Source organism: Haloferax marinum (genome assembly GCF_009674625.1).
Taxonomy (GTDB): domain Archaea; phylum Halobacteriota; class Halobacteria; order Halobacteriales; family Haloferacaceae; genus Haloferax; species Haloferax marinum.
Genome location: NZ_WKJQ01000001.1, coordinates 2,632,364 through 2,653,782, shown reverse-complemented (window position 1 = coordinate 2,653,782; position 21,419 = coordinate 2,632,364). Strand labels below are relative to the sequence as shown.

The following is a 21,419-nucleotide window of genomic DNA, read 5'->3' as shown; positions in this document are numbered from 1 at the left end:
CGAGAACTTCGACGATAGTCGAACCGCCGACGGGCGTCGGCCAGTGTTGGGCCGATTCTCCGCCAAAAAATTACTCTAAATTGATGTGAAGAATTCCGTGGCGTTCGAGTTCCACCTCGCCAGTGGTATCTGTGACCGTCTCCGTCGGCCACTGACCGGTCGTCGTCAACACCTCGATAGTCTCGTCGGTGACGAGGACGGTGTCTTCGCTCTTTGCGCCCTCGATGGTCGGGTTGTAGGCGTACGCCATCGGGACGGAGACTGGGTCGTCACCACCGGGACGTGCGAACCACTCGCGTCCGGCGTAGCCTGCGGCCCCTCCCTGGTGGTGGTTCAACCACTCGTCGGAGTTGCCAACCTCGTCGTACGAGTCGCGGATGACGTCGAACACGTCACCAGCAGTTCCACCGTCTGCGGCCACTCGTTGCGTCGCCGCCAGCGCGTTCGTCTCGACCTGCATCGTCTTTTGGTGACGCGACTCGAGCCAATCGGGAGCGTCGAAGGCGACGGTGCGCGTACAACTCGCGTAGAGGCCGTCTCGTTGTGCCGTCACAGAGACGAGTGTGTAGTCGCCGATACGCTCTTGGGTCGGTGTGTAGTGACGATATTTTTGGGCGCGTCGGCTTCCACCGACGAGGACGACGGGCGTCTCGATGCCCATCGCACCGAGGGTGACCCGGAGTCCCGAGGCGACTTCGGTCTCCATGTCCTGCGGTTCGAGTTGTCGGCAGACGCGTTCGACGGCGCTCGCCACGTCACGGCCGAGTTCTCGGAACGCGTCGACGTCGTCTTCGGTGAGTGGTTGGCGGAGTTCCCCCGCGTCGACAGCGTCGAACTCGGGGACGTCGAAGTCGGCGGCCGCTGGCGTGGGTGAGACCGCTGCGACGCCGGATTCGAGGGAGCCTTCGTACCACTGGTACTGGTGGATTCGCACGTCTTCGTGCGGCACTTCCTCGTGGAGAAGTCGAGTCGCTTCGATGTTGTCGGTCACGACGTGGAACTCGTCGCCGTCGTACCCGGCGGCCGCGACGCCGACGGACGAGTCGCGGTCGACGACGTTGTCGCCGCCGAGGAGCCACGCAAACGAGTTCGGGCGGGCGAACCAGACTGCCTCGAGGCCGGTCTCGTCGAGGTACGCGTCGAGACGGTCGGCCCGAGATGCGAGTCGCTCGTTCATATCCCGGCGTCCAACTGAATTGACTTGAATGGGACGACTCGTCTCTCGGACTCGGTCGAAGGACACCCAAAAAAGATAGCCGCTCAGGCCGATTCGACCGCACAGCCACGCGTCTTCACGTCGTAGTCGAGTTGCGAGACGACTGCCTGAATCGGTCCGAGCACGTCCGCTTCTAACACGTGGTCGACCGGAAGTCGCTCCGCGAGCGTGTCGATTTCTGCGTACGCGTCGGCGTACAGAAGGTCACACTCTTCACCGTCGGTGTCGTGTTCGTCGAACAGTTCGTCTGCCGCCACCGCTCCGACACCAGTGACGAGGAGTCCCAGCAGCACACAGAGTGCCACAAACCCCCGCTTGGGCCACAGTTGGTTCATCTTTCTCCCCCGATATCGAGGAGGCGCTCTGAGCCAAAATATGTTCGCTGAAATACATTTCTATTGGATTTCGGACTGAAATCGATATACGTCCGGTGGGTGTCACGTCTGCCCCGACTGCCACCGCGTTCTCCCACGAACACGGCTACGAGTTGCGGAGATACGACTGGCACAGAGTCGAGACCGAGACGCTCGACGGAGATGGACGATTCGTGGACGTCGAGCGTGCGTGACCACCCGAGGCAGCTTCGACGCCCGAACCTGAGTGATATAAGTTTGCGCAGGCCTGACCCCCGCGTATGACACCTCGGCTTCGCCGCCTCCTCGCGGGTGCCGCCGCGATGACTGGCATCCTGATGGTTCTCGGGGTCTACACCGCCGCCTCGGGTGCCGGACTGACGTGTGACGGTCGCTGGCCGTTCTGTGACGGATTCCTCGGACTGTTCCCCGCCAACTGGGGCAGCTTCATCGAGTGGTTCCACCGCCTCGTCGCCATGCTCACTGGCTTCCTCATCCTCGGAACGACGGTGAAAGCGTGGCGCGAAGGCGTCGCAGCACGCGTTCGCTGGGCGCTCGTCGTCGCCACCGCGATTCTCCCGTTCCAAATCGTCCTCGGTGCGCTCACCGTCACCGAGTACGAGTGGGTCATCCTCACCGCGCACTACGTCGTCGCAACCTCCATCTTCACCGCCGTCGTCGCCGCCGCCGCGTGGGGGCTCTCTGAGCGTGGGATTCCACGTGTCGCAGACGCCATCCGAGTTGCGCTCGTCGGCGCACCCATCATGCTCATCCTCGCACCGCACGCGTTCGTCTCGTTCGGCCCGCTGACGCAAGCGACGTACTACGTCGTCGGCCTCACGACCTACGCCGCACTCGTCGCCGCGACGCTCTGGGCGAACGCCGCCCACGGGTCTCGCGCGGACGTCTACGGCCGACTCCGACTGGTCACTGCTCCCGCGAGTGTCGTCGTCGTCACCTTACTCATCGTCGGAAGACAGGTGTACGGCCCGGCGCTCCAACTGGCCCACCTCGGTGGGACTGTCGTCGCCCTCGTACTCGTCGTCGCCGCCGCGTTCTTGGTCCGCGGTGGTCTCCCCCGTCCGCGAGATACCATCACCAACGACGCCGACTGACTCGCCACATCATCAACGACGCCGACTGACTCACCACATCACCAACGACGCCGACTGGAGCACGACCGTCGAACACTGACTCGGTATCTGACTTCTAGCCACTAGTGACAACACAATTTTATAGGAATCAGAAATTGGAGAGATGATTAGAGAATTATACCAGACTAATTCTAAATATTGGATATCTTCTGAGTATGGGGGGTATTTCTATTCATTCAGCTCGTTTGTTGGCAATTTTCACCAAAATCGACGTGAATCGAGTCTCAGACCGAAGAAGTGTTATATGGGGGTGTGCTACCGTGGTTTGTTATGAAACGTCGTACCTATCTGAAGGGCTCTGCAGGGGCAGCGGCCGCGTTTACGTTGGCTGGCTGTCTCGGCGGCGGCGGTGGCGGCAGTGAGACGATTACCATCGGTTCGGACATTCCGTACCGTCCATTCGAGTGGGAGACCACCGATGGCGAACTCACCGGCTTCGACGTCGACATCGCACAGGCAGTCTTCAGCGACGAACTAGGCTACGAGCACGAGTTCCAGAAGACCAGCTTCGACGGTATCATCCCGTCGCTCAACAACGGGAACTTCCGTGTCATCATGTCCGCGATGACCATCACCGAAGAACGCGCAGAGAAGATCGACTTCTCCGACCCGTACTTCACCGCGTACCAGACCATCGTCGTCCTCGAGAACGGCGACATCTCCGCGAAAGAGGACCTCAAAGGCAAGACAGTCGGTGTCCAGAAGGGGACCACCGGCGCAGGTGCCGCCGACCAACTCAAAGAAGAGTTCGGTGGCGACCTGACTATCCAGCGCTACGACCAGATTACCGGCGCGTTCGACGCGCTCAGAAACAACCAGGTCGTCGCAGTCGTCAACGACAACACCGTCAACGCCGAGTTCGTCAACCAGAGCGAGAGCGCTGTGTTCCTCGAAGGCGAAGGCGCTGCATCAGAGGCCGGTAAAGAGGCACCGCCGTACCTCACTCTCACCGTCGAAGAGTACGGTATCGGCTTCCGCCAGGACGACGACGACCTCCGCGAAGAGGTCAACGGCGCCCTCGCGACCATCAAAGACAACGGGACGTACGACGAGATCTACTCGAACTACTTCTCGGGCTGAACCGACGCACCACCCGTTTTTATACAAACACTGTGTTAACCATTATCAATGGCTGAATCATACTCAGACGGACGAACCGCCGACGACGAGTTCCAAGAGCAGTTTTTGAACGACAAGACGCTCAAGTTTGCAGGCGCTGCTGTCGCCACACTGTTCACACTCGTCGTGGGGCTGTTCATCGGGGCGATCATTTTCACGCAAGTGGATTTCGGCCTGTTCGTCGAGATCATCTATCCGCAGTTCGTCAACGCCTACCTACTCGTCCTCGGCATCTTCCTCGCCGGGAGCGTCCTCTCTATCATCGCCGGCATCTTCGTCGGCCTCGGGCGTGTCTCGAAGACCCGCGTCACCAACACGGTGGCAAGTGGGTACGTCGAATTCTTCCGTGGGACGCCGCTTTTGTTCCAGCTCATCGTCATCTTCTTCGGGATTCCAGCGTTCTGGCCACCGGGTGAGTTCCCGATTCAGAACTGGGCGATTCCAGCAGCCATCATCGGGCTAACCCTCAACCACGCTGCGTACGTCGGTGAGGCCGTCCGTGGCGGTATCAACGCCGTCCCGGAAGGCCAGATGGAGGCCGCTCGGTCGCTCGGAATGTCCTACGTGCAGTCGATGCGCGAAGTCGTCCTCCCACAAGCGTGGCGTAACGCACTCGCCGCCATCGGGAACGACCAGGTCATCCTCGTGAAGGACACCTCGCTCCTGACGGTCATCGCCGTCCCCGAACTCATCAGCGCGTTCCGCCAGATCAACTCCGCGACGTTCGACCCGTGGACGCCGATTCTGCTCGTCGCAATCGCGTACCTCGGTATCACGTTGCCGCTCGGCAAGGTGGTTCGCTACCTCGAAGCCCGCTCCGACTGGGGAGGTGACCGCTGATGAGTCTCCTCGAGTTCGACAAGGTGGACAAGTTCTTCGGCGACACGCACGTCCTCAAGGACGTCGACCTGAACGTCGAAGAAGGCGAAGTGTGCGTCATCATCGGCCCATCCGGGTCGGGGAAGTCGACGCTCCTTCGCTGTGCGAACCGTCTCGAAGAGATTCAAGACGGAGAGATTCGTCTCGACAACCAATCTATCTCGGACCCGAACGCGGACATCAACCGACTGCGACAGCGCATCGGGATGGTGTTCCAGAGCTTCAACCTCTTCCCGCACAAGACGGCGTTGGAGAACGTGACGCTCGCTCCGACGAAGGTCAAGGGCCTCGACGAATCGACCGCCGAAAAGCGGGCAGAGTCGCTCTTGGACCGTGTCGGTCTCAGCGCGCAGTCCAACTCCTACCCGAACCAACTCTCGGGTGGACAACAACAGCGTGTCGCCATCGCCCGCGCACTCGCGATGGACCCACGCGTGATGCTCTTCGACGAAGTGACGAGCGCACTCGACCCCGAACTCGTCGGGGAAGTGCTCGACGTCATGCAAGGACTCGCCGAGGAAGGGATGACGATGCTCGTCGTCACCCACGAGATGGGCTTCGCCCGCGAAGTCGGTGACCGTATCGTCCTCATGGCCGACGGCCGTGTCGTCGAGGACTCGCCACCGGAAGTGTTCTTCGAGAACCCGACGACCGACCGCGGCAAGCAGTTCCTCTCGAAACTCCTCTGAGGGAGTCGTCTCGCTCCCCTCTCTGAGACGGGTTAGTCGGGCACACACCCGACAGCTATCCAACAGCCTTATACCCCGGAGCACCGCTTTCTGCGGCATGAACTGCCCTCCACACACGTTCAGCGCCGACCCGCCCGACACCACGAGACTGAAGACAGTCCTGTTCTGCCAGACCTGCGGTCGCGCCGCTGGTATCGACGACTGGCCGACACAGATGGACGGTGAACGCGTCCACCGCATCGACTGCCCCGACTGCGGAACCACCGTCTGGAGCGGACTCGACGCAGACGACTCGGACGAACAGAAGCGCGTTCTCACGCCGACTGCCTGACGCGACACCGGTCCCCCCTCTACCCAGGTTTTTACATCGTCATGACTTCCACGCCGACGGTGTCGTAGTCGGTCATCGCCGCCAATCGCTCGGGAACCTCGTCGAGAGACACTTCCTTCGTCACGAGTGACCCAGGGTCGACTGTGTCGGACGCGAGGAGCGACAGCAGGTCGGGAGCGCTCGTCGGCGGCATTCCACGCGCACCGACGAACGACACTTCGTGGCGAGTCATCCAGTCGGTTGGAAGCGACACCTCGCCGCGCTCCGCCGCTGTCGTGAGTCCGACCTGTACGTGGGTCCCACGGGGTCTGACACACCGCACCGAGTTCCGACAGGTCTCGGCGACGCCGAGTGCGTCCACCGAGACGTGTGCACCGCCGTCTGTCGCGTCGCGAACCGACTCGACGACGTCTGCGTCGGCCGCGTCGACGAGCACGTCCGCGCCGAGTTCGTCGGCTACGTCGAGCGCCGACTCGCGGACGTCCACGGCGACGACACGGGCACCGAGAGCGTTCGCCACCTGTATCGCCGAGAGCCCGACCCCACCGCATCCGTGGATGGCGACCCACTCGCCAGCGCGGAGGCCGGCCCGTGCCTCCAGTGCGTTGTATGCGGTCATGAACCGACAGCCGAGTGCGGCGACGTCGCGGGAGGTCACACCCGCTGGTAGTCGGATGGCGTTGTAATCCGCCGACGGGAGGTGGACCTGTTCGGCGAATGCGCCCTGTGCCGTCTGCTCGAAGCCGAGCGCGTGCGGATGGGCACCAGTACAGACGTTCCCGTGACCAGTTCGGCAGTAGCCACACGACCCGCACGCGAGGTTGAACGGGAGCGCGACTCGGTCACCTTCTCGAATCGTCTCGACGCGGTCGCCGACTTCGACGACGCGGCCGGCGGGTTCGTGGCCGAGAATCTGGCCCGGTTCCACATTGTCGTCCGCCCACTCGCCGTGGCCCATCCACGCGTGCCAGTCGCTCCGACAGATGCCACATGCCTCGACGTCGACGACGACGCCCTCGCTGTCGAGTGTCGGTGCAGGCACGTCAGTTACGTCGAGTGGTTCACCGTGTTCGCGGAGGACTGCGGCACGCATACGCAGGGGTGGGGTCGGTATCGTATAAAAACCTCACCCGGACGCAGAAGTCGAAACCGGATGTGAAACTCGGTCGTCGTTCAGAAGAAGTCAGACAGCCCGGCTTGCCCGTCGTCGGTCTCCGACTCGTCTTCGGTCGGAGTGGCGTCGTCGGCGTCGGTGTCTCTGTCGAGAACGTCGTCGGACGCGCCGTCGCTCACGTCGCCGTCGGCCATCTCGACGTTCTCCATCCCGGCGAACGCGCCGCCAGCGTGTTCTTCGACGAGTTCCTCGCGAAGTTCGTCCGCGTCTTCGACGATAGACTGGACCTTGTTCGTCGTCTCGCCGCTTCCGGTGACGAAGGAGACGTGCGATTCGTCGAACTCGTAGTAGGCCGTCATCGCGACGGTCAGTTCGCGCGGTTTACAGTGGTGCGTCAGCGCCGAGAGATACGGGAGGACTTCGCGCCGGGCCGTCGCCATGCTGAACCCGCCGTTCTCTGCAATCTTTCGAACCACGGTGTCGCGCGTCTTGTTCCGCGTCGACCGGTACGGTGCGCCACCGTAGCGTGTCCAACCGCCGCGTGTCCGGTCACGGGAGGCAGCGACACCGGCAGCGAGGTTGTCTGTCGCGTAGCGCCAGTAGGAGTAGTTCTGCGTGGCGCGAACCCGACCGAGCCACTTGTCGGCGTTGGCGAGGAACTCGTAGGCACGAGCGAGTTCGTCCGGTTCGTAGACGAGCGACACCTTGTCCTCTATCCACTTGGTGAGGTCGTCGGGTGTCTCGTCGACGTCGTAGGCGGTGTAGAGCGACTCCTGGGCCGACTTCTCTTTGAGGACGGCGTCGAGGAACTCGAAGAGCCCGACAGAGCGGTCGCGGTCGCCCATGACCACGTCTTCTTTGGTGATACGGTCTCGGCCTTCGGCGATGGCCTGCAGGTCGTTGACGGCCGACCGAAGGTCGCCGCTGTTCATGTCGGCGATCTGTTTGAGCGCGTCCGATTCGAACTCCAGTCCCTCCTTCCGACAGATGTCGCGGAGGACGGGTACGATAGAGCGTGAGGAGACGTCTCTGAACTCGATTTCGCGGCAGGCGTTCCGCAGGCCACGGCTCATGTCGTAGAAGTCGTTGGCGATGAGGACGATGGGTTGGCTCGACGACTTGACGAGTTTCGTCACGGCGCTCGACCCGCCGCGGTCGTAGTTGCCGTGGATGTTGTCCGCTTCGTCGAGGATGACCAACTGCCGGGTCGAGGTTCCAGTCGAAGACCCAGAAAGCGTGGCGTTCTTCGCCGCGCGGCCGGCGAACCGCTCGATGACGTCACCGGTCCGCTGGTCCGAGGCGTTCAACTCGACCGTCTCCCACCCCATGTCTGCGGCGAGTGCGTGGGCGGCGGAGGTCTTTCCGATGCCCGGACTCCCGTAGACGACGACTGCCTCGCGGTGGTCGTCCCACGTCTTGGCCCACTTTGCGAGGGCGTCACGGGCCTTGTCGTTCCCGCGCACCTCCGAGAGCGTCGATGGGCGGTACTTCTCCGTCCAATCAGTCATATCGTGTGCATACCATGTGGATGGGATTATCGTACTTGTTCAACGACTGTTCGACGATTGTGCGCATACACGTCGTAGTTTCTGAGGGACAAAAAGAAGATTGGGATGGCTTTGCAGAGAAGACCCGAAATCGACGACCGCTCAGATTTAGTGCGTACAGTCGTCGAAAAGATGCATCGCGGATGTTGGTTCTGGCGCCGAACTCCCCCTGAACGACTCGAAGAGCGTCTTGCGGGTGTGGAGGTCCATTTGAACGCTTGGAGGCTCAGTTGAACTTCTCGAATGTTTCGTTCGAAACTCTCCGCCACCGCTTGATGTTGAGAAACTGTCTCGAAATATCTCGGTCGAGTTCGTGCGCGACAGTCATATTGTACCCTCCTCCAGAGCCGCGTTGATCGAGCCAGACGTGCTCTGTATTCATCTTAGACGTCCCGAGACGTTCGATAGTAATCGTACTCGTGAGTGGGGGAGACAGGAGATACCTAGTCTTCCGGTCTACCTGCTGGCTCGATAATGATATTGCCATCGTCATCTTCGTAAAACACAATTTTCTCCCCCGGTTTAGTCCGCTCTTCACCCCATATCTCTCGTACTTCTTTTACTAGTTGCATTTTGTGTCCCTGTTGGACAGTAGTCACGTTCAGGACGTATTTGCTCATGATGGACTCTGCGATAGGATATGGTTTATACGACGTGATTCTACAGTTGAAGAACTTGAAAGTCTTTGTAGACTAATGCGTTTGAAAAGTACCATGGCTTCAAAACGACCGGGAAGAAACGTTACCGAGTCTTATAAGCGATGACGCACGTAGATTCTGCCAAGGATACGATGGAACGGGACACCGAATCTACTGAAGACTTGTTGTACGCAGACCTCTTCTCGGGTGCAGGAGGGATGAGTTTGGGATTCGAAGAGGCGGGTTTCCAGTGCGTCGGTGCGCTAGACAAGAATAAGAAAGCGGCCAAGACATACGAGAGTAACATCGGTATCGAACCGGTCGTTGGTGACATCACTGAATTCGATGCCGAAGATCTGCTCGACGAGTTCGGTGTCGAACGGGGTGAACTCGACGTACTGATTTCTTGTGCCCCTTGCCAAGGGTTCAGTCAGCACCGTAACAAGCACAACATCGAACACGATGAGCGAAACACGTTGGTGTCGCTAAGTGCGGAGTTGATGGTGGAGATGGAACCGGAGTTTTTCGTCATGGAAAACGTTCCAGAGTTGGTTCGTGGCTCCAAGGAGAAATACTGGGACCGCACATACGAGATTTTGAAGCGTGCGGGATACTTAGTGAGGTTCGACGTTCTCAACGCCGCAGATTTCGGGGTTCCCCAGCGACGGAATCGGGCGATTATCGTTGCGAGAAAAGAAGGACGAAAAGTCGAACTTCCCGCTCCAACGGTCGAGAACCACCAAACCGTTCGTGACGCGATCGTCGACCTTCCGCCGGTGGAGGCAGGCGAGACTCACCCGTCAGACCCGATGCACCGCGCACCAAACCACACTCAAAGAATCATCAATATGTTAGGCCATATCCCTAACGACGGTGGGTCGTGGATGGACATTCCTGAACCCCATCAAGAAGAGTATTGGCTCGATTCGATGAAGAAGCGAGCGAGAAACGACAATATGGGTTCCTTCTGTGACACCTATGGTCGAATGCATTGGGACCGACCATCTGGCACAATCACGAGGAAGTCCAGTACTCCGTCGTGTGGTAGGTACGTTCACCCCGAACAGGACCGGAATATCACCGTTCGAGAGGCTGCACGTCTTCAATCGTTCCCGGATTGGTGGAACTTTGAGGGTCCATTCGTGAGCTGGTACGAACAAAACGGAAATGCAGTGCCCCCAAAATTGGCCGAGGCTATCGCGAGTAAACTCCGTGAACTCGCCCCAAACCGCGAGAAAGGAACACGTCAAATGACGTTTGAGTCGCTATAGGCTACGTGCTTGGTACAGTTAGAACCTCGACTGAGTAGCCCAGAAGTGACCTGATATAGTCGCCGAAGAACTCACGAGAATCCTCATCAGCGAGAATTTTGCTGATGTTAAATGGGACGTCAAGCAAGTCTTCGTCGATGAAGCCTCTCACACCTACGTCTTCTGCGTCGCTCCCACGCTCACCATCAATCATTCGCTCAGTGAACACAGGTTGGAGAACCATGCGCTTGGCTGAGGAGTTCCGTGATTTGAAATCGACCAGTTTACTCCTTATGAGAGGTAACCAGCCTTCCCACTGATTACTGATGTCTTTGCGGTCTTTGATCTCCCCATAGCCGGTTACACCACTCGGTGATTCTACGATCATATCCGGTTCAGAGAAGCTCACCTTCCCTCCATTTTTGGCGTAGATGGCATCGACATCGTACGCACCCGAGAGGTCTGACAATGGATACGACTCGCCAAGCTCTGCTGCAGAGACTCGGTCGAAATCATCACTCGAGGTCTGCTTCACTACGAACGCATCCAGGCGGTCGTGTTCGTGTAGGTCCGCTACGATCACAGAGGCAACGTTGACGACCGCTTTTTTCCCTCCAGCATTCCGTGAGGAACCTTCTATGGCGGCACCCTCGGTGAGGAGTGCACTAGTTAGAGCACGCTGTTTCGGCTCTCCGTCTGTAATACCAGACGCCCACGTACTAATTAGTGAGTTGAAATACCGACAGAGTCGCCTCGTCGGGTCGTCGACTTCTGGCGATTTAGTCGAACCGGTCAGATTTCGAACCGCTGGTCTCACGGTTTTCATATCTCGCAGACGGTTTTCTGACACGCCAGCTAGAGTGCGGTAATAGTGGAACAGTCCTGGGGACTCGACGAGAACTCCGGGGTGGGCAAAGAACCGATGTAATTCTGTCTCCTCGACACCGCTTTTGTCGAGTGTTTCTTTCGCTTGGTCGGTCAATCCCAAGTCGGCCCAGTCCAACTTCTTTTCCTCCAGCGACATGGCCTCTCGGTGCATCCTGAGAAGCCCTCGCCGTTCCAGTTGCGACTCGCGGTAGGAGATTTTCCATCTCGACTCCTGAATGAGTTGTTCTTCGATGTCGTCTTCGTTGACAATCGATTCCAAATACCTCCCTAAATCGGAACGACTCCAAACCGGTTCCATCTGGCGAATATTTTGCTGGACCGTCGGATAAAAACTGCCAGACTAATTAAACTAGTAGATGAAAATAGTGCTATTAAACGAAGAACTCGACTAGACGCCACACGACGATACTAGTTCCAAATCAGTGACTTTCAGACGTGTCTCTGCGTGGCCCCATGCACGGTGGGTTCTAATCTCGTTCGACCCAGGAGTACGAATCGCCTCTCAGCGTCGTGTCCACCACTCGTACAAGTCGTCTTCGAGTCCATCAAATCCGTCGTCCAACTGTCAGAGTACATTGGAAATGGCGGAAATTGTCTAGTGGATTTTAAAATACTCTTTGTAAACTTCGCACACCTCAGATTCGAGGTCTCGAATCGCGTCTGGTGTTTCGGTCGACGTGGCTGTCGTGGAGGGTTCCTCACTCAATTACCGCCCTCACTGCTCGGCCGAACAGATACTGCGCTGACTGATTCAGCACCGCGTGAGTACTCGACTACACGGACACTACTCGGTGTAGACGCTCACCACGACGCCCGTCTCCGACGCTGCCGGGCGTCTACCAACACCCAACCGAGGGCGACGACCGTCGTGAGCGCCAACGCCGAAAACACCGCCATCGCGCCGACTTGACCCAACTGTGCGTAGTAACCTGCACTGTTGATGACCGAGTAGAGCAACATCCCGAACCCGACGAGACAGAGCGGTTGCGCCCACTCTTTTCGCCGGAGCAGTCCGAGACCTGCACTGAGAAGCGTCACCGCTGTGAATCCCTCTGCGACCAGGTGAGTGAACATCGAAAATGGTTCTGTCCGCAACTCGGTCACTTGTTCTGTCATCACGAGCACCGTCCACAGTCCCAGTATCGCTGCCCCGGCGGCGAGTGCGTACACTGCGACGACCCTATGCCAGTTCATCGTCCTACTCCGTAGTAAGACGCGACGAATAGACAAATACTCCACACGCCATTCTCAGAGCGTGAGAGTGTCTCGCAGTATCTGAGCCACGCCCGACACACCCACCGACGGACGACATCGTCGATTTAGTTTCGGCGATACAATTCTGTCTGAGCTCACATCCCACTCGATCCACGGGCATAGCGGATGTGTGGGCGTCGTCTCACACACAGAGACGACCATCGTCACATCCCTCAAGTCGCCTAACTTCGCCACAAAAGCCCGCATAATCGCACTCCGAGCACAAATCGAACCGCGTCAGTCGGTGCTATCCTGAGTCAGTGCCCCAACGCTGGTCCACCTGTACAGAGTAATGTGAATACCGAGCACTATTAATACTCGAATCCCGGAGTCGTTCACACTGAATGGTCAGCTACACGCAAGGGATTCGCGAGAACTGGCAACAGTTCGTGCTCCAGTTACTGACGGTGTTCGCCGTCGGGTTGACTATCGGGTCGGAACGAAACGTCGTTCCCATCCTCGGACGCGACGTCCTCGGGGTCGAATCCGTCCTCGTCATCGGGTCGTTCGTCGTCAGTTTCGGGTTCGTCAAGGCACTCCTCAACCTCTACGGCGGGAAGTGGGCCGAGACGTACGGTCGAAAGCCGATTCTCGTCGCGGGATGGTTGGTCGCCCTTCCGATTCCGGTCGTCCTCATCTACGCCCCTAACTGGTGGTGGGTCACGATTGGAAACGTCCTCCTTGGCGTCAATCAGGGCCTCGCGTGGAGCATGAGCGTCAACGCCAAGATAGATCTCGCTGGGGGTGAGCGCCGAGGACTCGCCGTCGGCCTCGACGAAGCCTTCGGATACGGCGGCGTCGCCGTCGGGTCGTGGGTGACTGGCATCATCGCCGGGCAGTACGGCCTTCGACCCGCACCGTTCGTCTTCCTCGTCGGTGTCGTCCTCCTCGGCCTCCTCGTCGCCGTCTTCTTCGTCGAGGAGACGTTGCCGTACGCCGAAGCAGAGGCCGAAGCGGAAGCCGACGCGTCGAACAGCGACGACGACTCGGAAGCGAATCTCCCGTTCGTCGCCGTGTTGAAGCGAGCGACGTGGGGCGACAAGACACTGTTCGCGGCCGCACAGGCCGGCAGCGTCGAGAAGTTCGTAGACGCCCTCGTCTGGATTGCCTATCCGTTGTATCTCACCTCGTCGGGACTCTCCGTCGTCGAAGTCGGCGGTGTCGTCGGCGTCTACGGCGGTGTCTGGGGCGTCTTCCAACTCTACACTGGAAAACTCGCCGACGACATCGGCCGCCGGCCGCCAGTCGTCGTCGGCATGTTCGTCGCGGGCGCGGGCGTCCTCGCGACGACGTTCGTCTCCGGATATCTCCCGTGGATGGTCACTGCCGGTGTCACTGGCGTCGGGATGGCGCTGTTGTATCCGAACCTCATCACCGTCGTCGGCGACGCCGCCCACCCGACGTGGCGCGCGACCGGACTCGGTGTGTACCGGATGTGGCGAGACGCTGGCTACGGATTCGGTGCGATTCTCATCGGCCTCGCGGCCGACTTCGTCTCGGTCCAGATGGCGTTCTACGTCACCGCCGCGGCGATGTTCGTCTCCGGCGGCGTCGCACTCGTCTGGATGCGTGAGACACACCCCGAGTTCGGAGACTACCAGTCGACAGGTGGAATCGAACGGGACAACCTACTGATAGACGACTAATAGAAGCACGGCCAAACACCGTTTCGTGCCCAAATGTGCTGTGTTCACATGTGTCAGCGTTCAGAAAACTTATTAACCCACTCCGAGTTCGTTTCGTCCTATGTTTCCCGACGAAATAGTCACCCCGCGACTCCGCCTTCGTGCGTTGTCGCGGGAGGGAGTCGACCCGTTGGAGGCGTACGACTACTTCGCCGCGTCGCGGTCGGACACCATCGAAGAGGAGACGAAGTTCGTCACGTGGAATCCGCACCAGACGCCGAAGGAGGCGTTCGACTTCTTCCGTGACGCCGAAGAGGCTCACGAGAAGGGCGAAAACGCCATCTACGCGATTTTTCCGCGCGAGGGCGAACCCGGTGCTGGCGAGTTCGTCGGCACGGCCGGGTTCAAACCCGAGTGGGACCTCCGCCGCGCCGTCTTCGGTATGTGGCTCAGAAAGAAGTACTGGGGCCGAGGCTACTCCGGTGAACGCGCCGCCGCGTTCTTCGCGACTATCTTCGACGTCCTGGACCTCGAAGTCGCACTCGCGTACGCCATGCCCGAGAACGAACCCTCCTGTCGGGCAATCTCGAAGTACACCGAGCGATTCGGCGGGCAAGAAGACGGACTGTTCCGCAACGACGCCGTCGATGCCGATGGCACTCCTCGGGACGTTCGAGGCTGGTCTGTGACCCGTGAGCAATGGCTCGAAGCCACTGGCGGCGAGTACGACGCCGAGTTCTCCTGGGAAGGCGACGGCCGATTGGAGAGTGGCGATGAGTGACCTCTTCCCGGACGTCGTCGAAACCGAACGTCTTCGACTCGTTGCGGCCACACCCGACTACATCGACACGTTCGACGCCTACGAACTCTGCTCGCAACCGTACATGGACGAGGTGACAGAGTTCATGCCGTGGTCGCGCCACGAGACGCCGAAGGTGACGAGCGACTTCCTCGAACGATGTGCCTCGTCGTGGAGTGAGGCCGAGAGTGCCCAGTTCGGGTTGTTCCCGCGCGAGGGTGAAGACGGTGCAGGTGAACTCGCCGGATTCGGCGGCATCCACACGGAGTGGGACCGTCGAGTCGCGACGCTCGGTGTCTGGTTACAGCCGAAGTTCTGGGGCCGAGGTTACTCCGGCGAACGAGCGAGCGCGCTCGTCGCGTTGGCCTTCGACGTACTCGACCTGGAACTCGTCGAAGTCAAACACGCAGTGGCGAACGAGAACTCACAGCGTGCAATCGAGAAGTACGTGGGCGCACTCGGCGGCAGGCGAGATGGGCGAAAGCCGAACAGTCTGCCGACTGGCGACGAGATTGCAGACCAGTACGTCTACAGCGTCTCCCGAGAGGAGTGGCGAGACGCGACTGGCGGCGAGTACGACGCCGAGTTCACCTGGGACGCCAGCGACGGACTCTGAGAATGGGCCTCAGTTCGCCGGCAACGACCCGGCGACGACCCGTCCGCCTTTCACCACGGCTTCGGGGTCGTTGAGGACGGTGAGGTCGGAGAGGGGGTCGTCGTCGAAGACGAGCAAGTCGGCGTAGGCACCGGATTCGACGACGCCACAGTCTGCTAACCCGATGGCTTCTGCGGCCGTCTCGGTCATCGCGCGGATGGCGTCGATGGGGTCCATCCCGTGTTGGGCCATGAACTGAATCTCCGAGGCGTTGCCACCGTGGAAGTTGAACGGGGTTCCTGCGTCGGTTCCGCCGGCGATGGTGACACCCGCTTCGACCGCCATACGGAACGAGTCGAGATGTCTGTCGTAGACGGATTCGACCTTCGAGACGTCTTCTCGGGTCGCTGCCTCGGTGTTGCGGGAGATGTGGTACGGCGCAGAGAGCGTCGGAACGAGCGTCACGTCGTGTGAGAGAAAGAGGTCGATGGCTTCGTCGTCGAGGAACGTCCCGTGTTCGACCGTATCGACACCGGCTCGGATGGCGGCCTTGACACCTTCGGCACCGTGTGCGTGGGTCGCGGTGTGGACGCCGCGTCTGTGGGCTTCGTCTACGAGTGCGTGGAGTTCTTCGTCGGTGAACGCGACTGCACCGGGGTCGCTTCCGGGCGTCGTCACCCCGCCAGTGGTCATGAACTTGATGAAGTCTGCACCCTGCTTCACCTGTTCTCTGACTGCTCGACGGGCGTCGTCCGCCCCGTCTACTTCTCGGCCCATGTGGTGGCCGTGGCCGCCGGTAATCGTTATCGACCGGCAGTTTGCGACCATTCGTGGCCCCGCGACCTCCCCGGCGTCGATTGCTCGTTTGAGGACGACGTCGATATCGCGTGCGCCCATTCCTCGAACGCCGGTGACGCCTGCTTCGAGCGTCTTCCGCGCGTTCCGAACCTCCACCAGCGTGAGTTCGGCGTCCGAGAGGCCGACGACGTCCTCGACGCTTCGTTCGCCAGAGAGAGAAAAATGCACGTGAGCGTCGACCAATCCAGGTGTGACCGTCTTCCCGGAGAGGTCGACCACGCGCTCGTCACGCTGGGCGGTGAGGTCACCGACCGACTGGATTCGGCCCGACTCCAGGTCAGTCCGTACGTCGGTCGCTTCGGTGACGTGACCGCCGTCGAGTATTCGAGCGCTGCGAAAGAGCATGATAGGCGGTATCATTCCGCGGACCTTGAACGTACCCTTTCTCGGTGGCGTGAGCCGGATGCGTGGCTTGCTCACGGGGAACACGACGGCCACGAGACATATATTGGAGACCACCATTCGGACGTACGACCATGTCAGCGGCAACTGAATCGGTCTCCGAATCGACAAAGACACGACTTCGAACTACCGGCGTCGGTGCTGTCTCCGGCCTCGGTGCCGCCCTCCTCGGCTATCTCGCCACCTACATCGCAACGTCTGGAACGATAGAGAACTCGACGGCGAGCCAACTGCTCGAAGCGCTCGGTTCCGGCCTCCCGACGTGGAAAGTCGTCGGATGGGTGTTCCTGAACACCCACGGCGTCGTGACGACGTTCCCTGGAATCTTCGGAACCACCTCGTCGGCCAACCTCGTCGAACAGTTCGAGGCGTTTTCGACACTCCTCTACGCCGTTCCCGCCGTCGCCCTCGTCGGTGCGGGTGCCGCCGTCGCAGTCGCACGTGGCGCGTCCACCGTGAAATCTGGTGCAATCGCGGGTGCGACGACAGTCGCCGGCTACCTCCCGGTCGCCGTCGCGGGAGTCGCACTGTTTGCGGTCACTATCGGCGACGCCGTCGCTCGCCCGGACCCACTGACTGCGACTCTTCTCGCCGGAGTGGTGTACCCACTCGCGTTGGGGACAGTCGGTGGTGCGGTCACTGCGGCACTCCGATAACGCCGGCGCGGTCACTGCGGCACTCCGATAACGCTACAGTGCGTCAGTCGGCCAACGAACGCGTAGCCGACACTCAGAGGTCGCGGGCGACGAGTTCTCCCCAGTGGTCGAATCCGTACCGGTCGTAGAACGCTCTGGCTCGGTCGTTCGCCTCGTCGACGTCGAGTACCATTCGGTCGAGTGGGAGGTCCTGTGACCGCGCGTGGTCGAGTGCCGCCTCCATCAGGTCGTCCGCGACGCCGGTCCCCCGGTAGTCGGGTGCGAGGAATATCTCGTTGAGAACCGCGGCGTCCCAGATGAACGTCATCGCTTCCGGGAGGACGAACGCGTAGCCGACGAGTTCACTGCCCTCGTCTTCGGTCGATACGTCGGCGACGACGACACACCCAGGGTCTTCGGTCGTACAGCGTTCGACCCACGAGAGATACCGCGCTCGGTAGTCGTCGGTGAGTTTGGCCTCGTACTTCGACAGTTTGTCCTCGCCGCCAGTACCGTCTCCAATCCCGAGTTCGAACCCGCGCTTGAGTTTCCAGAACCCGTCGGTGTCGTCCGACTCGTACGGTCGAATCTCGACGCCGTCCGCTGTCTCGCTCATAGGAGGCCGTGCGCCGGCATCGGTTATGAACCCTCGGAGTGGCGAAGGTGTGAGTGTGAGTGTGAGTGTGAGTGTGAGTGTGAGTGTGAGTTCGCTCTCGTCGCTGCCCAGTTAGTTGCGTGGCGACCACACTCGTTCTGCGACGAGTCGGCCACCGACGACGAACCCACCGAGGATGACGAGCATGAGTTCTAACCCCGACGACGCCAGGGGCGCAATCCGCTCGACGTTCTCGGGTTCGGCCCCCGGCGAGGGGTCTACGACGGTGCTGTAGTGGAGTGTCTCTGTCGTCCGTGGTGGTGACTCCGACTGGAGTTCGACGAACGTCTGAACGAACCCTCGTGTGCTGGACCACAGCGCTTCCCCGTTGATGGCGTAGAACGCGTCGTAGAATGGATAGAAGACGTTGACGCCGTTGGTGAAGAGGTCGGGCATGATACCGCCGGCGAGGAGGGCCGCGAGTGCGACCCACGCGACGACGACGCCGCGCGTCCCCCACTGGTCACGAATCATCGACCGCTCTCGAATGCGCGTGTCGTAGACGAGGAGTGCAGCGAGCACCAGCGGAAACACGAGCGAGTGGAAGAGCGACCGATGACTGCCTGGGAGAATCGTGCTGGTAAACGAGTCGAGGTCCGGAATCGAAGCCGCCGCGAGCACCACGAGAATCGCCCGGAGGTCGAACCAGCGACCGAGGAGGGCCGCGCCGACGAGTCCGCCGACGGCGACGTGAACGAGGGTCGATGGCATATCTCACACTCACCAGCGGACAAACTTGAGGTTTCCCTAGGGGTCGTCCGTCGCGACGGCCACCGAGTTCGTCACGCGACGACTTCCCTTTTCGACACCCTTTTGCGATGGACTCCCGCACGTTATCGCATGTCTAGCCCCCCCGTCGTATGGAGGTGCGGCCGATGACCGCGGCACCACGCGACGACCTCGCCCGCCGAATCGCGGGAGAGATTACCCTCTCTGACGACCCAGGCGCGACGCTCCGCAAGTGGCGTACCGACTTCGATATCTCGCAGACCGCACTCGCAGAACAACTCGACGTCTCGTCGTCGGTCGTCTCGGACTACGAGAGCGGCCGCCGCGAGAGTCCCGGAATCGGCGTCATCCGCCGGATGGTCGAAGCACTGCTCGACATCGACGAAGCACGCGGCGGCAGTCGCATCCGACAGTACGCTCGCGTTCTCTCGGCCGGGTTCGAGAGCGACATCGTCCAGGACCTCCGCGAGTACCCCACGTCGATTCCGCTCGATACGTTCTACGACGCCATCGGCGCGACCAAAATCGTCGATGGCGACCAGGACCGCATCAGCGGCCACACCGTCATCAACAGTATTCAGGCCATCACCCGTCTCTCGTCGGAGGAGTTCTACCGCCTCTACGGCCAATCGACCAGTCGTGCGCTCGTCTTCACCGACGTCACTCGCGGCGAGTCGCCACTCGTCGCCATGCGCGTCGTCACGCCGACGCCGAACGCAGTCGTCCTCCACGGACTCTCCGAAGACGAACTGTGGGAACACGCCCCGTCGCTCGCGACGATAGACGGATTCGGCCTCGCCGTGACGAACCGCGACTTAGACGAGATGCTCGAAGACCTGCGAAAACTCCCCTGAACGGTCGACGTCGAGTCGAACCTCCTCGTTTTTCTGAGTGTCCTCCTGAGGGGCAAAAAAAGCGAAACCCCACCAGCGACTATGCTCTCGCATGAAGTTCCGAGAGCTATCGGCCTTCCTCGAATCTGAGTTCGCCTATCCGGTCAGCACCGACGACGTCGTCGAACAGGCTGGTACCGTCCCCGTCGACGCACCCGACGACGACGACTCCGAGACCATCGAGACCATCCTCTCACGCGTGGCCGCTGGGACGTACGAATCAGCAGACGACCTGTACAACACGATTATCGGGAACGTGAGTGACGACTACATCGGCAGGAAGTTCTACGACGACCGTGGGGGCGACCCAGCAGAGTCGTGGACGATGGCCCCCGGTCGTGCGCGGTCGTTCTGAATCTCGAACCGAGCAGTCGCTGTTCCGATTCGGTGAGAGCGACTGAGAAAAACGAAGCGTGAACGGTTCGCGTTACTCGACGTACTCGTAGCGGCGCTCGTTCATCCGGCCCCAGCCAGTGAAGACGAACTCGCCTTCGGGTTGGGTGAACTCCTCGACTTCGATCTCCTTTTCGTGGTTGTGCACGTCGTGGATGAGTTCGTAGTCGTCGAACGTAATCTCCGTCCGGTCTTCGAGTTGAGAGTCCACGTCGACGGCGTCGATTTCGTCGAGCCACGTGTCCTGGACCGTCTCGGCGTGAATCTCGGCCTGTGCACCAGAACCGTAGGAACCGACGAGGAGCTTCTTCCCGGCCATCTCTTTGCCCTCTTCGGCGGCAATCTTCAGCGCCGACAGGCGAGCGATGTGGACAGACCCGGTGTACCAGTTGCCGACGCGACTCGAGATGTCGATGGTCGGGTCGATGACACGGTCGTACCAGTCGCGGTACTGTTCGGTCGTCTTCAGGTCGTCCATGTAGCCACGGATGGCTTCTTCGTAGTCGTCCCACGTCTCGAAGTCGGCCTCACGCGGCTGGCGGCCGATTTCGTCTGCGAGTTCGTCTTCGATTTCCGTGTCGCGGCTCATGTGACGGAAGCCGAGGAGCGCCGCCTTGCGGACCATGCCGGGGAACGGCGTGTGGAACGGAATGTACTCGAAGTCGGCGGGGTGGGTGCGACCCGCGACGCTCTCGTAATCTTCGAGCGCCTCGCGCATGCGAGCGAGGTACACCTGCATGGAGCGCTTGCCGTCGACAGATGGGAACTGCTGGTTCGGCTTGAGGAAGTCCGTCTCGTCCATGCTGCCGTAGCCCTGTTCGGTCGAGAGTTCGACGAGGTCCGGGTCTTCGTCGATGAGCATGGCGACGGCACCGGCACCCTGCGTCGCCTCACCTGGGTCACCGCGTTCGTAGAGTGCGGTGTCCGTCGCGATGACGAGCGCGGCACGGCCACGGTTGCGGCCTGCCTTGATCCAGTTGTAGGCGTCGTCGAGGCTCTGCGTGCCAGCGATACACGCGAACTTGCGCTCGCCCTTGTTGGCGTGGCGGAAGTCACCGTCGTACACCTGTTCGAGACAGCCAGCGATGTACGTCGACACCGGCTTGGAGTTGTCGAACGCAGACTCGGTCGCCACGTCGATTCGGCCGATGTCCTCGGGTTCGAGGCCCTTTCGGTCCATCAGCGACTTGGCGGCGTTCGCCCCCATCGTGACGATGTCTTCGTACACGTCTGGGAACGACGAAGTGTAGAGTCCGAGTCCCTTCGTGTACTTCTCTGGGTCTTCACCCTTGACTGGCGCGAAGGTGTTGGGGAGGTCTAAAAACAGTTTACCCGTCCGAATCTCGATGGCATCGATGCCCACGGAAGTCATGGATGATTCTTCAGAGTGGGGGCATATGGTT

General features: G+C 60.5%; 23 protein-coding genes. 13 read left to right on the top strand and 10 right to left on the bottom strand.

Annotated elements, in window-relative coordinates; all coding sequences use genetic code 11:
* Positions 1–70: 70 nt before the first annotated feature.
* Together GJR99_RS13335 and GJR99_RS13330 are read right to left on the bottom strand one after the other, a co-directional pair.
* Positions 71–1,177 carry a M24 family metallopeptidase gene (locus GJR99_RS13335; RefSeq protein ID WP_151112950.1) on the bottom strand — a complete coding sequence of 369 codons (1,107 nt, stop codon included), beginning with the start codon at positions 1,175–1,177 and terminating at the stop codon, positions 71–73.
* Between the two features lie 83 nt (positions 1,178–1,260).
* A complete protein-coding gene (locus tag GJR99_RS13330; protein ID WP_151112948.1) occupies positions 1,261–1,551 on the bottom strand; it encodes a hypothetical protein in 291 nt (96 codons plus the stop codon).
* 95 nt (positions 1,552–1,646) lie between these two features.
* On the opposite strand from GJR99_RS13330, the gene GJR99_RS13325 reads away from it, so the two are divergent.
* The 6 genes from GJR99_RS13325 (at position 1,647) to GJR99_RS13300 (ending at position 5,741) form a co-directional block, all read left to right on the top strand.
* Complete coding sequence (locus GJR99_RS13325) at positions 1,647–1,784, top strand: hypothetical protein (protein ID WP_154325999.1); 138 nt, start codon at positions 1,647–1,649, stop codon at positions 1,782–1,784.
* 108 nt (positions 1,785–1,892) lie between these two features.
* On the top strand, positions 1,893–2,684 hold the full coding sequence (locus GJR99_RS13320; protein WP_191967153.1) for a COX15/CtaA family protein: 792 nt from the start codon (positions 1,893–1,895) through the stop codon (positions 2,682–2,684).
* 309 nt (positions 2,685–2,993) lie between these two features.
* A complete protein-coding gene (locus GJR99_RS13315) occupies positions 2,994–3,803 on the top strand; it encodes a basic amino acid ABC transporter substrate-binding protein (protein ID WP_151112944.1) in 810 nt (269 codons plus the stop codon).
* 48 nt (positions 3,804–3,851) lie between these two features.
* Complete coding sequence (locus tag GJR99_RS13310) at positions 3,852–4,682, top strand: amino acid ABC transporter permease (protein WP_151112942.1); 831 nt, start codon at positions 3,852–3,854, stop codon at positions 4,680–4,682.
* Positions 4,682–5,410, top strand: coding sequence for an amino acid ABC transporter ATP-binding protein (locus tag GJR99_RS13305; RefSeq protein WP_151112940.1), 729 nt, complete (start codon positions 4,682–4,684; stop codon positions 5,408–5,410). The genes GJR99_RS13310 and GJR99_RS13305 overlap by 1 nt, the downstream gene beginning before the upstream one ends.
* Before the next feature lie 97 nt (positions 5,411–5,507).
* Entirely contained in the window at positions 5,508–5,741 is a 234-nt protein-coding gene (locus GJR99_RS13300; RefSeq protein WP_151112938.1) for a hypothetical protein, read from the top strand.
* Between the two features lie 31 nt (positions 5,742–5,772).
* On the opposite strand, the gene GJR99_RS13295 is transcribed toward GJR99_RS13300, so the two are convergent.
* Together GJR99_RS13295 and GJR99_RS13290 are read right to left on the bottom strand one after the other, a co-directional pair.
* Positions 5,773–6,834, bottom strand: a complete 1,062-nt coding sequence (locus tag GJR99_RS13295) for a zinc-dependent alcohol dehydrogenase family protein (protein WP_151112936.1) — start codon at positions 6,832–6,834, stop codon at positions 5,773–5,775.
* An 80-nt stretch (positions 6,835–6,914) separates the two neighbouring features.
* Positions 6,915–8,363, bottom strand: coding sequence for a replication factor C large subunit (locus GJR99_RS13290; RefSeq protein ID WP_151112934.1), 1,449 nt, complete (start codon positions 8,361–8,363; stop codon positions 6,915–6,917).
* Between the two features lie 799 nt (positions 8,364–9,162).
* Between GJR99_RS13290 and GJR99_RS13280 the strand changes: the two genes are divergently transcribed.
* Positions 9,163–10,311 (top strand): DNA cytosine methyltransferase, encoded by a 1,149-nt coding sequence (locus tag GJR99_RS13280; RefSeq protein WP_151112932.1) that lies wholly within the window; start codon positions 9,163–9,165, stop codon positions 10,309–10,311.
* A gap of 1 nt (position 10,312) precedes the next feature.
* On the opposite strand, the gene GJR99_RS13275 is transcribed toward GJR99_RS13280, so the two are convergent.
* Positions 10,313–11,476, bottom strand: coding sequence for a hypothetical protein (locus GJR99_RS13275; RefSeq protein ID WP_151112930.1), 1,164 nt, complete (start codon positions 11,474–11,476; stop codon positions 10,313–10,315).
* A 503-nt stretch (positions 11,477–11,979) separates the two neighbouring features.
* Positions 11,980–12,372 carry a hypothetical protein gene (locus GJR99_RS13270; protein WP_151112928.1) on the bottom strand — a complete coding sequence of 131 codons (393 nt, stop codon included), beginning with the start codon at positions 12,370–12,372 and terminating at the stop codon, positions 11,980–11,982.
* A 404-nt stretch (positions 12,373–12,776) separates the two neighbouring features.
* On the opposite strand from GJR99_RS13270, the gene GJR99_RS13265 reads away from it, so the two are divergent.
* The 3 genes from GJR99_RS13265 to GJR99_RS13255 all read left to right on the top strand — a co-directional run bounded on the left by GJR99_RS13265 (position 12,777) and on the right by GJR99_RS13255 (position 15,472).
* On the top strand, positions 12,777–14,078 hold the full coding sequence (locus tag GJR99_RS13265; RefSeq protein ID WP_151112926.1) for an MFS transporter: 1,302 nt from the start codon (positions 12,777–12,779) through the stop codon (positions 14,076–14,078).
* Between the two features lie 100 nt (positions 14,079–14,178).
* A complete protein-coding gene (locus tag GJR99_RS13260; protein ID WP_151112924.1) occupies positions 14,179–14,838 on the top strand; it encodes a GNAT family N-acetyltransferase in 660 nt (219 codons plus the stop codon).
* Positions 14,831–15,472: a GNAT family N-acetyltransferase gene (locus GJR99_RS13255; protein ID WP_151112922.1), complete on the top strand. Its 642-nt coding sequence runs from the start codon at positions 14,831–14,833 to the stop codon at positions 15,470–15,472. Before GJR99_RS13260 ends, GJR99_RS13255 begins: the two co-directional genes overlap by 8 nt.
* A gap of 9 nt (positions 15,473–15,481) precedes the next feature.
* On the opposite strand, the gene GJR99_RS13250 is transcribed toward GJR99_RS13255, so the two are convergent.
* Positions 15,482–16,654 carry a metal-dependent hydrolase family protein gene (locus GJR99_RS13250; protein ID WP_151112920.1) on the bottom strand — a complete coding sequence of 391 codons (1,173 nt, stop codon included), beginning with the start codon at positions 16,652–16,654 and terminating at the stop codon, positions 15,482–15,484.
* Between the two features lie 131 nt (positions 16,655–16,785).
* Between GJR99_RS13250 and GJR99_RS13245 the strand changes: the two genes are divergently transcribed.
* Positions 16,786–17,367, top strand: a complete 582-nt coding sequence (locus tag GJR99_RS13245; protein ID WP_151112917.1) for a transporter — start codon at positions 16,786–16,788, stop codon at positions 17,365–17,367.
* A gap of 73 nt (positions 17,368–17,440) precedes the next feature.
* Here GJR99_RS13245 and GJR99_RS13240 read toward each other — a convergent pair whose 3' ends face one another.
* Positions 17,441–17,962, bottom strand: coding sequence for a GNAT family N-acetyltransferase (locus tag GJR99_RS13240; protein ID WP_151112915.1), 522 nt, complete (start codon positions 17,960–17,962; stop codon positions 17,441–17,443).
* A gap of 111 nt (positions 17,963–18,073) precedes the next feature.
* The gene (locus tag GJR99_RS13235; protein WP_151112913.1) at positions 18,074–18,712 is read right to left on the bottom strand and encodes a metal-dependent hydrolase; all 639 of its coding nucleotides are present in this window, start codon (positions 18,710–18,712) and stop codon (positions 18,074–18,076) included.
* 164 nt (positions 18,713–18,876) lie between these two features.
* Between GJR99_RS13235 and GJR99_RS13230 the strand changes: the two genes are divergently transcribed.
* Together GJR99_RS13230 and GJR99_RS13225 are read left to right on the top strand one after the other, a co-directional pair.
* Entirely contained in the window at positions 18,877–19,584 is a 708-nt protein-coding gene (locus GJR99_RS13230) for a helix-turn-helix domain-containing protein (protein WP_151112911.1), read from the top strand.
* 91 nt (positions 19,585–19,675) lie between these two features.
* The gene (locus GJR99_RS13225; protein WP_151112909.1) at positions 19,676–19,978 is read left to right on the top strand and encodes a DUF5789 family protein; all 303 of its coding nucleotides are present in this window, start codon (positions 19,676–19,678) and stop codon (positions 19,976–19,978) included.
* 72 nt (positions 19,979–20,050) lie between these two features.
* Here GJR99_RS13225 and hmgB read toward each other — a convergent pair whose 3' ends face one another.
* Positions 20,051–21,388 carry a hydroxymethylglutaryl-CoA synthase gene (hmgB, locus tag GJR99_RS13220; protein WP_151112907.1) on the bottom strand — a complete coding sequence of 446 codons (1,338 nt, stop codon included), beginning with the start codon at positions 21,386–21,388 and terminating at the stop codon, positions 20,051–20,053.
* Positions 21,389–21,419: the final 31 nt, after the last annotated feature.